This window comes from Bradyrhizobium sp. ORS 111, assembly GCF_045571485.1.
Taxonomy (GTDB): Bacteria; Pseudomonadota; Alphaproteobacteria; order Rhizobiales; family Xanthobacteraceae; genus Bradyrhizobium.
In genome coordinates this window covers 2,392,403-2,405,155 of sequence record NZ_CP120701.1, presented here as the reverse complement: position 1 = coordinate 2,405,155, position 12,753 = coordinate 2,392,403, and the positions used below count along the sequence as shown (strand labels likewise).

At 60.2% G+C, this 12,753-nt stretch carries 5 protein-coding genes and 4 pseudogenes; 4 read left to right on the top strand and 5 right to left on the bottom strand.

Going from position 1 to position 12,753, the window contains the following annotated elements; translation table 11 throughout:
- Positions 1 to 937: 937 nt before the first annotated feature.
- Positions 938 to 2,080 (bottom strand): M24 family metallopeptidase, encoded by a 1,143-nt coding sequence (locus tag P6U30_RS11075; protein WP_407169175.1) that lies wholly within the window; start codon positions 2,078 to 2,080, stop codon positions 938 to 940.
- Positions 2,081 to 2,551: 471 nt separating this feature from the next.
- Between P6U30_RS11075 and P6U30_RS11070 the strand changes: the two genes are divergently transcribed.
- Positions 2,552 to 3,661 (top strand): aminotransferase class V-fold PLP-dependent enzyme, encoded by a 1,110-nt coding sequence (locus P6U30_RS11070; RefSeq protein WP_407169174.1) that lies wholly within the window; start codon positions 2,552 to 2,554, stop codon positions 3,659 to 3,661.
- Positions 3,662 to 4,213: 552 nt separating this feature from the next.
- Here the strand turns inward: P6U30_RS11070 and P6U30_RS11065 are convergent.
- Positions 4,214 to 5,708: pseudogene (locus P6U30_RS11065) on the bottom strand (ISNCY family transposase).
- A 131-nt stretch (positions 5,709 to 5,839) separates the two neighbouring features.
- Between P6U30_RS11065 and P6U30_RS11060 the strand changes: the two are divergent.
- The 3 genes and pseudogenes from P6U30_RS11060 (at position 5,840) to istB (ending at position 9,651) form a co-directional block, all read left to right on the top strand.
- Positions 5,840 to 6,854 (top strand): IS630 family transposase gene (locus P6U30_RS11060; protein WP_407170424.1). Its coding sequence is split into 2 segments (ribosomal slippage): positions 5,840 to 6,279 and positions 6,278 to 6,854, totalling 1,017 coding nucleotides; the frame shifts between segments, so codons are not numbered across the junction.
- Between the two features lie 525 nt (positions 6,855 to 7,379).
- A pseudogene (istA, locus tag P6U30_RS11055) lies at positions 7,380 to 8,896 on the top strand (IS21 family transposase).
- Between the two features lie 13 nt (positions 8,897 to 8,909).
- Positions 8,910 to 9,651, top strand: a pseudogene (gene istB, locus P6U30_RS11050) (IS21-like element helper ATPase IstB).
- A 296-nt stretch (positions 9,652 to 9,947) separates the two neighbouring features.
- Here the strand turns inward: istB and P6U30_RS11045 are convergent.
- From P6U30_RS11045 to P6U30_RS11035, 3 genes and pseudogenes are all read right to left on the bottom strand, one after another.
- Positions 9,948 to 10,681: pseudogene (locus P6U30_RS11045) on the bottom strand (ATP-binding protein).
- A gap of 36 nt (positions 10,682 to 10,717) precedes the next feature.
- Positions 10,718 to 10,936, bottom strand: coding sequence for a transposase (locus P6U30_RS11040; RefSeq protein ID WP_407169173.1), 219 nt, complete (start codon positions 10,934 to 10,936; stop codon positions 10,718 to 10,720).
- Between the two features lie 573 nt (positions 10,937 to 11,509).
- On the bottom strand, positions 11,510 to 12,676 hold the full coding sequence (locus P6U30_RS11035; RefSeq protein ID WP_407169172.1) for a M20 aminoacylase family protein: 1,167 nt from the start codon (positions 12,674 to 12,676) through the stop codon (positions 11,510 to 11,512).
- Between the last annotated feature and the right edge of the window lie 77 nt (positions 12,677 to 12,753).

Here is a 12,753-nt window from a genome sequence, read left to right as displayed (position 1 = left end):
GTTGGCCTTTTGGTCCTGAAGGCTCTCTAACCAGTCCCCCAAAGTTATCCATTGTTTGACCACTCGCCCGTCGCGCCCCGAACTCCGGCTTGCGACGATCACCGAAGTCTTGAACGACAGCTCTTCCTCTTTTGCATTTGACTCTTCGCCGGAGAGCGAAATCTCACGGGGCGAGCAATTGGTTCAGATCATGCGGTTGCGGAGTCTGTGTTCTTATGAACGGAATGGTCTTCGAAGGCGCGTAGCACTCGCGCGTGCCTGCCCTGCTCGCGCAAACCAGAGGATGACGGATCCCAGCCGTCCTGCAAACAACTACGATGGATCGAGCATGCGTGAAGCAACGACACATTCGCCTGGTACGTTTCCTTGGCGATCCGCTCCTTCGCCTCACGCGACCAGGTCGCGATAGCTCCGTCCCGGACTGACCAAGCCGCTCGGGTGTGACGGTGACAACTTCGAAATTCTTGGTGTCAGAGGCATGTTCGCTCACATAAGCTCCTGGCAAATAAATCACTAGGAGATTCTCTGACAATCGAACTCGTGGGGCGAAAGCAACGTAATCTTCCTTGCGCCCAAGTGTCGCAACGCCGTGACTAGTGCTGGCCGGAGACGTGTACTTGCTGCCAGGCCTCGCCCGCGCAAACTGGGCATCATGTTCTCCATGCCCATCGATACTGTGCAGGCGGTACAACTGAAGGCAACGACGCCCAAACGGCCGGGAGGGGCAGCGTGGCGACAACTTCCGTGAAGGGGATTGCCAATCGGAAGTCGCCCTAGCCGTACTCGTAGAGAGAAGACGGCCCCGCCCTTCGGCGTCACCGAGGCGAACGCAGGATGAGGCCGATGCGCGCGATAATTCCCGAAGGGCTTCTCGACCCCGGTTTCTTGTATCGTTTCACCTCCGGGACATCTGACTTTGCAACGGCGAGCGGACGGCTTACTTGACAAGTAGCTCCCGCGGCGTGGAGGTCAAGGGCTCATGCCCCGTCTCGGTGACAACGAAGGGCTGCGTGATGCAGCAGCTCTTGTCCTCGAGCCAGAGCGCGGCCATCATGTGGAAGCACATGCCGGGCTTGAGGACCGTGTTGTCGCCCTTGCGGAGGCTTGCGGTCCGCTCCGCCGAGGCGGGCGGGTAGCCGACCCCCTGCGGATAGCCGAGCCTCGAAATCTTCTCGTACCCGTGGCGCCCAAGCGATTGGGCATACGCAGCATGCACCTCCGAGCAGGTGCGACCCGGGCGCACGGCGTCCAGGCCCACGTTCAGCGCTTCAACCGCGATGTCCGCGAATTTCAAGTATTCGGGCGTGGGCTTGCCGAGCACGATCGTCCGGGCGAGATTCACCTGGTAGCGGTGCCGAACCCCGTGAACCTCGAGGTAGATCATGGTCGAGTCCGGCAACACATCATCGGTCCATGTCGGATGCGGCGCGAGCGCACGTTCGCCAGCGCCGAACATCACGACAGCGCAGTCGTAGGCCCCGCTGTACTCCGGCGTGCCGAGGATTTGCTGGTGGCAGAGCGCGGCGGCGACTTCGCACTCGCGAACACCTGGTGCGGCCGTCTCGAAGCCGCGATTGATCATCGCGTCCGCTATACGGCCGGACTGGCGCATCACCGCCACTTCGGCCGGACTCTTCACCAGACGAATCCAGTTGACCAGCAGGTCGGCATTCACGAACTTGGCCTGAGGGAGCGCCTTTAGGAAGTCGGCATGCGCTTGCGCCGAGTAGTAGTAGCCCCCGAGTTCCACGCCAATCGTGGCCTTCTCGCCGCCGAGTTCCTTGACGACGTCCGCCATGACGTCGTAAGCCGACAATCCGACAAGCGAGTTTACGTAGTCGTCCGGGTAGGTCCGGATGCTGTCGTCCGACAGATACGTGCTCATTACCGCTTGCGGCCGCTCGACGGCTCTCGCGATCCAGATCGGCTCTTCGCGCTTGAGCGACACGATCACCATCTGCGGCGTGTAGAACGAGTAGCCGTCGTAGCCGGTCAGGTAATTGTGGTTCGGCGGCTCTGACAGCAGCAGGATGTCGATCCCGCGACTGGCCATCTCCTCCTTGACGGCTGCCAGGCGCACGGCATATTCGGCGCGTTCGAAAGTCAGCTGTCTTTTCATCCTGTGCTTCCTTCAGGGTTTCAGTGAGTATGGTGGTGTTGAAGGTTTCTCTGCACCGGAGCCCCTTGCGCCGGCCCCTCCCTATTTGCGATCTAATTTCGCACCAACCGCCGTGACAAATCCGGCATATCTTAGTGCATTGCACCGAATTTCTGCGCATGAACGCGCTGCATTGCGGTTCTTCCGCATCGCGCATCGCTAATCACCAGCCCTTCGCCACGCGCTCCGTCGCGTGAAGACTTCGGGAAATCGATACGAAACCTCAGCGACGGCACCAGGAAAATGCCCGCGGGGTTCCCATCCGGCAGTTGGGGTTCGTCTCTGCGGAAAACCCGCGATCGCGAGGCAATTTTGCAGTTACCGAACGCCCGGGATATGTGACGGTATGTACGCCTCATCCTTGTGTTCTTATCGTTCTGATTAGGTTTCCCGATGTCCACTCTCATTCCAAAGCGCGACTTCATCGGAATCGAAGACGTGACGCATCTTGCCACCGGAGGAGAATCTCCCGTGCTCGCAACCAACGTTGCGGCGGTGACCCGGTTCCTCATGGACAAGGGAATCGGCATGCCGGGGCGCGACCGAATGTACGCGACGGCTGATAGGGCCCGCAACAGTCTGGCGCATCTGTTGAATGGGACAGCCGACGAGATCGCGCTTCTCTGGAACGCGACCGCGGGCCTTCACGCGGTCGCGACCGGAATAGTTTGGCGGGCTGGGGACAACGTTGTCGTTGGGGCCAGCGAGTTTCCATCACTGCTGCATGTCTGGCAGGGGATCGGGGTCGAAGTTCGCCGGGTCGGCTCGACGCCATGCCCGACGACAGACGAGATTGCCGCCGCAGTGGATTCGCGCACACGAGCGATCGTCGTTAGTCACGTCAGCTACCTTACTGGAGCACGAAGCGATCTTGCCTTGTTGCGGGAAATCGCCGACCGTAGCTGTGCACGCCTAGTCGTAGACGCATCGCACGCCCTTGGCGTTGTCCCTGTCGACGGATCGCTCTGCGATGTTGTTGTCTCCTGCTGCTACAAGTGGCTCCTAGGTACGCACGGCGTGGGTGTGCTCTTCGTGAACTCGAAGCGCTGGCCCGACTTGGAGCCCAAGGCCATAGGCTGGAATTCCGTGATCCCGAACGAGGACTGGCGGCGCCGTGACTGGTTCGACTTGAAGGCGTCAATAGAAAAGTTTGAAGCCGGGAATCCCAGCTACATCAGCATCTATTATCTGGAGAACGCTCTGAAGACAATCGCGTCGATCGGCATATCCAGGATCGAGGCCCACGTCCTCGATCTTGGCGCCGAGTTGCGCGGCGGACTTCTCCGCTTGGGAGTCGACTTGCTTACGCCAAAGGAAATAGGGAAAAGAGCCGGCAATATTTGCTTCGCAATCGACCGTTCCGAAGAATTGGAATCGAAACTGCGGCAATTGAGGATATTGACTTGGGGCGGCGATGGGCGGTTACGCATTTCAGTTCACGCCTACAATGACCAACACGACGTACAACGAGTGCTGGACGCCTTGAGGTCCCTTCTCACCTGAGCGACTGGATCACACTTTCTTCGCTCACCGAAAGTGTCACTTTACTTGAAATTCGGGACAGCTCGCCAGCTTACCATCCCGCGCCGAAACGCTTTCTTTATGCCGGCAATCATTGCGGCTTCGCCCTCACGCGCCTTCGATCATGCACCCTAAGCAGGACTTCCGCCTCGCGTCGTGCTGAATCATTTCCTGCGCCAAGACAGCTCCAAGAGAGCAACACTTGAGTGGCGGTGATTGTGCGGGTGACGTCTTCCTTCGCCGTCGCCGAACGTCGGCCATGGCAAGATGGCAAGGCGACGGCCGTCATCACCCGCACGTCAGACCGCCTGATCTACATCCCTAGTTAAACCAATCCGCTGAGCTGCTGACTCACGACGGGCATTCCCAAATCAGGGGATCGATGATTCAACGTGGCAACTGGAGGGAGTTGCCATGGGCCTATAGCGCGGCAATCAGGATGGAAGTGCGTATTGCCTCACGTATCCATGCTCCGAGTACGGTCCGTTGCCTCATTTATTTTGTTCCCGGCCTCCTCCGCTCGTTCCTGGCTCGTCACTGGGGTATTGTGATCTCATACGTCGACGGCGTCTTCTCCGAGGGGACGAACAGCAATGCATTTGCTTGCTCGCTGCGCCAGGATTTCAAGCGGCGCTGAAGCGTTCGAAGTTCGAATAGGCCCCGGGATATTCTACCTGTAATCGGGAGAGCAGTTCACTACCGGTCCGCCAAGGCTTGGCCTCAAACCATTTTCGCAAATCTGGCGTGACCCGGATGAGCGGGTCGGGACGACGCCGACCTCTCTTCGCTTTCACGATTGGCCGATCCGTCGGTCGCACACCTCCGTCCTTCCAGGCGGTTCGCAGGCTTGCCAAGAAGAGATCGATCGGTTGCGATGCCATGGCAGGATCGACGATTGGCTGGACATCCGCGAGCGCCGCGAGGCGCTCCTGTGCGGCGCGGATATCGTGCAGCAACGCGACCGGGTCGAGAGCGGCATAGATTTCCTGGAGATGGGCGCGAACCGCTTCGGGCGTGCGAGCGTCGGCAGCCAAGCGCTGGTGTGGCGTCGCCGGCGCGCTGTACGTCTTGCGCACACGCGCACCGTCGCGCTGTTTGGCTATCAACTTGAACGAAGGCTGGAAGAAGTTCGCGAACAGCCGCGCCGATCGGTAGAGTTGAGCAAGCAGTGTAGCCGCCTCCAGGCCCTCGAACCGGCGATAGCCGACCATCCTGCGCACGACCGCGCCGTTCTTCTGCTCGACGAACGCCTGGTCGTGTTCTTGCGGTAGGGCCGGCAACGCGTGAGGACGATGTTGCCCGCATCGCAGTAGGCCTTCAGCGTCTCGTTCATAAACACGGTGTCGTTGTCCGTATCGAGGCCGAGCAGCGCGAAGGGCAATTGTTTGCGCAATTCCGTCAGCACAGTGCTCAGCAGCGTCTGTTCGCGCACAATCAATGGAGCGCACTCTGTCCAACCGGTCGCGACGTCGGTGAGCACGAGGATCTGGATGAAGCTGCCGCGCGCCGATGGACCGCTGTGCGCTACGAGGTCCGCTTCGACAAAACCCGGCGCCGGATCGTTCCAATCTGCCGACGTCCGTATTGAAATCCTGCGACGCAAGGCGTGCGTCGCAGGCCGCCGGCGCTTGCGACCTAACCCGTATCGCACCCCGCGCCAATGCGCGGTCGATCGTCGCAGCGCTCATGGCTAGAAGTTTGTCGCGGATCTCGGGAGCGAGGTCGAGGTGGCCGTGCCGTTCCATCGCCTCGATCAGGCAGGCATCAACGCCTTCAGCCGCTTCCCGCAGATCCGGTCTGACGCCTCCCAAAGAAGCGCGAGCGCGTTGTGTTCCGCCTCGGAATAGACTCGACGTCGCGCCCGCCGACCTGGGCGTACGTCTTCCTGACCTCGAAGCAGTCGCATCGCGTGCTTGCGATGGAATCCGGTGATGTCGACGAACTCGTCCAATATCCGCGCCTTCTTCGCGCGATCCGACGTCCGATAGCGCGCGGCTACCGCCGCCGTCAGTTCCTTCCGCGTCGCCATGCTCAGCTACCCCATCTTTGCCCCCGCTCGTTCCCAGTCCAAGGGAGCAATTTACGTGAGGCAACGGCTCAGCATCCGGTAACATTTAGGGCGAGGCAATGCGCACTTCCATCCTGATTGCCGCGCGGCACATGGGCCAGCCGATTGCGGTTCGAACGGATTTTTCAGCGGTTGAGCTTCGCCGGCTCGCGCGGCGGTCGAAGGACAGCGATCAGGTCGGCCTTCTGGCGATCGCTGCGGTGCTCGATGGCGCATCGCGGGCGGAGGCCGCCAAGGTTGGCGGGATGGACCGGCAGACGCTTCGTGACTGGGTGATCCGATTCAACAAGCAAGGGCCCGATGGTCTGATCAATGTTCCCGCGCCAGGCGCGCCGGCGAAGCTCAACACGGAGCACCGGGCGTTTCTGGCGCGGATCGTGAACCTGATCATGCGGCTGCATGAGGAGTTCGGCATCTCGGTGTCAGACGATACGGTCTATCGAGCCCTCAAGGACCTCGGCTTCTCACACGTCAGCGCCCGGCCGAGAGCGTACAAGCAGGATCCCGCGGCGATCGAGGCATTAAAAAAACTTCCACGCTCGCGTGGAGGAAATCCGCAGCAGCCTTGCGCCGGACACGCCGGTAGAGGTGTGGTTTCAGGATGAGATGCGGGTGGGGCAGAAGAACAAGCTCACCTATCGCTGGGCTAGGAAGGGATCGCGGCCGCGGGCGGCTCCCGACCAGCGCACGCAATCGACCTACCTGTTCGGCGCCGTGTGCCCGGAGCTCGGAACCGGCGCGGCACTGGTTCTGCCCCTCTGCAACAGCGAGGCCATGCAGCTTCATCTCAACGAGATCGCAAGCAAGGTCAGCCATAGCGCCCACGCCATCGTCATTCTCGATCAGGCCGGCTGGCACGGAGCGAAGGAGCTGAAGATCCCGCACAACATCTCGCTGATGCCGTTGCCGCCGCATTCGCCCGAGCTGCACAGCCAGGAGAATATCTGGCAGTCCATGCGCCAAAATTGGCTGTCAAACCGCGTCTTCAAATCCTATGAGAACATCGTCGATCACTGCTGTTACGCCTGGAACACTCTCATCGATCAGCCGTGGAAGACCATGTCAATCGCGCTCCGCGATTGGGCCTATATCGGTCGATCAATTTGAGGATTGGTATTACCCGTCTCTTCCGGATTCTTCGGCTGCATCTCTTCCTTCCCTGCAACCACCGTATAACGAGCAGTGATTCAAGCGAATCTTGAGGGTCTGTGAGGTCGCGGGGCAGCTCCGGATTCCGATGATCGCGCGCAGCTGTTCCAATCTGATGCCGCGCAGCATTCCAATCTGACCGCGCGCATGTGAAGCCCCCGATCGTTAAAGGCAATTGGCACTAACGGTAGCCCGTGGTCAAGCGGCCGCCGAAGAGATCACGTCCGGTGTCGCTCAATGGAGTGCGCGTTCCAGACGGTCGTGATCACCAATTCCAGGCCATCGTGATCACTCATTCCAGAGCATCGTGATCACCGTTTCCAGAGGATCGTGATCGCCAACTCCAGGGGATTGTGATCGCTTTTTCCAGCGGATCGTGATCGGGGACGGCAGAGGCACACACCACTGACAGTCTGCAATCCAGGTAGCTTGGTCTTTTGCCCAACCGCAGAGGATCGAGATGCCGACACAGAGAGACTGTCCATGCGCCACATTCGCGAAGTTTTGCGCCTGCACCACAGCGTCGGCATGTCGCAACGCGCGATTGCCCGCAGCCTCGGCCTGGCCCAGGGCACGGTCAACAAGTACCTCAACCGAACGCGCCGGCCGGCCTGACCTGGCCGTTGCCGCCGGAGCTCGATGACGATGTCCGGCTCGAGAACTGCCTGTTTCCGCCACCGTCCGATTTGCCCAGCGACGAGCGTCCGCAGCCGGATTGGGCGCTCGTGCATCGCGAGCTGCGGCGGAGGAACGTCACGCTGATGTTGTTGCGGGAGGAGTATTGCGGCTCCCACTCCGACAGTTTCAGCTATTCGTGGTTCTGCGAACGCTACAAGGAATGGGCCAACCGCCTCAAGCCGACCCTGCGCCAGGTTCATGTCGTCGGCGAGAAGCCGTTCGTCGACTATTCTGGCCACACCATGGAGGTGGTTGACGGACTCACCGGCGAGGTGCGCAGCGCGCAGATCTTCGTCGCCGTGCTCGGCGCCTCGAACTACACCTACGCCGAGGCCAGCCTCAGCCAGAGCTTGCCGGACTGGATCGCCTCGCACGTTCGGGCCTTTGCCTATTTCGGTGGCACCGCCCGGCAGACGGTGAGCGACAATCTGAAGGCCGGCATCACCCGGGCCTGCTTTCACGAGCCGATGGTGAACCGGACCTATGCCGATCTCGCCCGCCATTACCGCACCGCCATTGTGCCGGCGCGGCCGTATCGTCCGCGCGACAAGGCCAAGGTCGAAGTCGGCGTCCAGATCGTTGGGCGATGGATTCTGGCGCGCCTGCGCAACCGCCGCTTCTTCTCGCTCGCTGCCCTCAACGAGGCAATTTACGCACTCCTTGTCGAGCTGTACGATCGACCTCTCCGGAGCTGGGGACGAAGCCGGCGCGACCTGTTCGAGGAGCTCGATCGCCCGGCACTGCCCCGCTTGCCGGACGAGCCCTACGAGTATGCCGAGTGGAAGCGCTGCCGGGTCAATCTCGACTATCGTATCGAGATTGCCAAACATTATTACAGCGTGCCTCACCACCTCGTACATCAGGAGGTCGAGGCACGGATCACCCTCAAAACCGTCGAAATTTTCCTGCGCGGCAAGCGTGTCGCCTCGCATCTGCGCAGCACCCTGCCGCATCGTCCGACGACGATCCCCGAGCATATGCCAAGCTCGCATCGCCGCTACCGCGACTGGACCCACGAGCGCATCCGCTCCGAAGCCGCCAAGGTGGGGCCCGACGCCGAGACCCTGATCGACGTCATCCTACGCTCGCGGCCACATCCGGAGCAGGGCTTCCGCTCGGCCATCGGCATTCTCGGGCTGGTCAAACGCTATGGCCAGGAGCGCGTCGACGCCGCCTGCGCCCGTACCCTTTTGCTCAATGCCCGTTCCTACAAATCGGTCGCTGCCATCCTCAAGAACGGCACCGACAAAACCGCGCCTCCGACTCAGGACGCACCCATCCTCTTCCACGCCAACATCCGCGGCCGCGGTTACTACCACTGATCAGGAGATCATCGTGCTCATCCATCCGACCGTCGAACGCCTGCGCGCACTCGGCCTCACTGCCATGGCCGATACCGTCATCGAACTGCAGAACAATCCCGAGGCCGCCCGAGATGCCGCGCCGCGCTTCGCTCGGCCTCCTCGTCGATCGCGAGGTCACCGCCCGCGACAACCGTCGCCTCACGCGCCGCTTGACCAATGCCAAGCTCCGCCAGGCCGCCACCATCGAGAACGTCGACTATCGCACCGCGGGGTCTCGATCGTTCGCTCTTCCAGACCCTCGCCTCCAGCCAATGGATCCGCGATCACAACCATCTGGTGATGGTCGGCCCGACCGGCACCGGCAAGTCCTGGCTGGCCTGCGCGCTCGGCAACAAAGCCTGCCGCGATGGCTTCTCCGTCCTCTACAAGCGCGTGTCCCGCCTGTTCGCCGATCTCGCGCAGGCGCGCGGCGAAGGCCGCCTCGCTCGCCTGATCGCCGCGCTGGAGCGCGTCAATCTTCTGGTCCTTGACGATTGGGGACCCGAACCGCTCACCGCCGACCAGCGCCGTGACCTGCTCGAGACCGTCGATGATCGCTACGACAGGGATCATTATTGATCACAAGTCAGCTCCCCGCGTCGCAATGGCATGACGTGATTGCCGATCCCACGCTTGGCGATGCCATCTTGGATCGCATCATTCACAACGCTCACCGCATCGAGCTCAAGGGCGACAGCCTGCGGCGTCGGGCCGACGGTAGGACAAAAGCGTGACCACCGTGCGCCCGATCGTCCCACCGGCCCACAGGCCCTCCCGCGCGCGCCGCTGCGTCGCTCGTGGGGCACTCCGCGCCGCGCACGGGACCTTCCCATGGACCGCTGGAACGATCTTCAAACCCTCCCGCCCGTCTTGACCAGGAGGATCATTTCCAGCACACATAATCCCGTCAGTCGGGTTCGCCTCCGCAAGTGATCACCATCATCTGGAATCCGTGATCACCATCGCCTGGAACCGCTGATCATCATCCCTGGAATGCGCGATGGAGCGAAGCTGACTGGACGCGCCCCCCTCAACAGTGCCGTAGCGGCCGGTCAGCTTCGCGGGCTGCAGCCGCGATCTTCATCGGGCCGACGATGTAATCAAGGCCGAGAAGAACCGGCGGGCGACGCAGGGAGTCACCGTTCAGTTCGAGCCTGTGAGCATTGTGAAGCAACCGATCAAGTATGGCATCAGCGTAGGTTGGGTCATTTATGAGCTCATGCCATTTTGGCAATTGGAAGCTGGCCGGTGACGAGTGTTGATCGACGGCCGTAGCGGTCCTCAAGGATTTCGAGCAGATGATGCCGCGCATTGGCGTCGATGGCCTGGAGGCCCCAATCGTCCAAAATCAGGAGCTCGACAGCGGTGATGCTCTTCATCCACGAAGCGAATCGGCCGTCGCCCGGCAAGGTCCTGGTTGTCCCGGCAGGCCTTGTGACCAACTGCACAGCCAAGCCAGCCTTTTCCCCACGCCGGTCGGCCCGACAATGGCACAATTCTCGTGGTTCTTGATCCAGTCTCCCTTGAGCAGCATGTCGAACAAGCGGCGGTCGAGCCCACTGGGAGCGCGGTACTCGATATCCTCGGGCACGGCATGATGACGCAGCTTTGCCTTGCGAAGACGAAGTGCCAGGAGCCGGTTGTTACGCCAAGTCGCTTCATGGTCCAGCAACCAAGGAGTTGACGGCGGAAGCCGATTCTATCGTTGCGGTCACGATTGCCGAGGGAGCTATGGCGGCGGATGCGGTGAAAGCCGTCCGGCAATGTGTGCGGGAGAAAGCGAGAATGAACTCACCAGCATCAAGCGAACTTGGCTTTGCGATTTTGCCGATAGTCCTTGGAAAAGCTTACCTTAGCATCGGGCAGCGAAATCAGCCGACTGTTGGCGAAGGCGACGCGATGCGTAAAGCGGCCGAGATAACCCAGCACCTGTTCGGGCCCCGCCGAATGGCGGCTTGGCGTGGACCACACGCTTACAATCTCAAAGCCGCAACGGCGCAGAAGTCTACTCTCGTTCAATGGCTATGGCTTCTTTACCGGACTTCTTAAGAAACTCGGCTTCTGCCTCACCGTTCAGTGGCTAACAGCCTTCCAAATCTATTGATTGAAAGACGTAGCCAGCCGAAGCGCATCCCGCGCCAACGGAGAGAGCTGGTCACTACCGGGATATCGAGCCCTCGTTCCAACACATCGATGTACTGCACAATACGTACGGCCGCGCACGAGACGAAGGCGCTGGAGCGGGCCTGACCATGGCGAACACAACTTGTAAGCGCTGCGCCAGAAGAAATTAATCCGAAGCATTCCACCTGCGCATAGATCGTCCTTACTGGGATTCGGTCGTGTCATCGCCGACTCGATCCGCCAAACTCGATCCGCTCGACGCGCCGCTGTGCACCGCAATGTACGTGCTGGTCCAGAACGCCGTCATGACAGCCTCTTCTCGACTCTTCTGAAGGCAGCACAGCGAAAAAGACGTGAGAGGGAACCTTTATCGTACCGCCGCCTGGTGAACGAGGACACAATCACCAGAATCGCGAGTGGCGCGAGCGATCGTGTATACGATCGCTCGAAACGCTTCAGCGAACGTTGTCAGGCAGCCAGCGTCGTCTCGACCAGATTCACCCAGTACCCGATACCGAAACACAATGCTTCGTCGTCAAAGTCATACGAAGGGTTATGCAGAGGAGCGGTCGATCCATTGCCAATATACATCATTGCGCCGGGGCGCGCGTCTAGCATATAAGCGAAATCCTCTGACCCCATCCGCGGCGCCATCTTGTCGTTAACAGCGGCATGCCCAACAAGACCACGTGCTGCATTGATCGCTTGGTCGGTACTCGCGGTATCGTTAAAGGTCACCGGGCAATCTCGGCGATACTTTAATTCGGCGTCCCCTCCGAACCCGCGGGCGACACCCCGGGCTAATTCCAATATCTGTCGCTCGGCGAAATCTCGAAGATTGGAAGAGTAGGTTCTGACGGTACCCGCCAATTCCGCGGACTCGGGAATGATGTTATAAGCCGTGCCTGCATTCAGTTTGGTAATGGAGATTACGAGTGCCTCCATAGGATTTGTTCTCCGCGAAATCAAAGTCTGCAGACCAACGATAACTTGCGCAGCAATAACAATCGGATCGATCGCCTCATTCGGCTTCGCTGCATGGCCGCCTCTGCCGGTCACAATAAGGTCGAACTCATCCAACGATCCCAGAATTGGACCGTGGCGGATACCAAACTTGCCAATCTCTATGCCAGGAGTATTGTGCATTCCAAAAACTTGCGAGATGCCGAAACGCTCCAACACGCCTTCTTGGATCATCCTGAGAGCACCCGACGGCAACACCTCCTCGGCCGGTTGAAAAATCAAAGCCACGGTACCTTTGAACTTGCGTGTGCTGGCGAGATACTTGGCGGCGCCCAGTAGCATGGCTGTGTGACCGTCATGGCCGCACCCATGCATATTGCCGGACGACTCAGACGACCAGGGTTTGTTCGAAGTTTCGAGTATCGGCAGGGCGTCCATGTCGGCTCTCAACCCGATTGTCGGGCCATACCCGCCTTCGCCCTGTATCAAAGCAACTATTCCGGTCTCAGCGATGTTGGTTTCGATGTGATTGATGCCGAAGGAAGCCAGTTTCTCCGCCACAAATCTCGCCGTATTATGTAATTCATAACCGAGCTCTGGGTTACGATGAAGATAGCGACGCCACTCAGTCACTTCGCTCTGCAGATACCGGAATGCCTCAACGCTGCGCATAAGATTTCTAGCTCCCCACCATTTCTGAAATAGCTTGTTTGGCGCAAGCTACAGCACAAAGCTCCTCGCCACGCAGC

What these genes read in the sequence shown, in the direction of transcription:
- P6U30_RS11035 (WP_407169172.1), bottom strand. Translation starts at nt 12,676, where the DNA reads ATGCGCAGCGTTGAGGCATTCCGGTATCTGCAGAGCGAAGTGACTGAG.
- P6U30_RS11070 (WP_407169174.1), top strand. Translation starts at nt 2,552, where the DNA reads ATGTCCACTCTCATTCCAAAGCGCGACTTCATCGGAATCGAAGACGTG.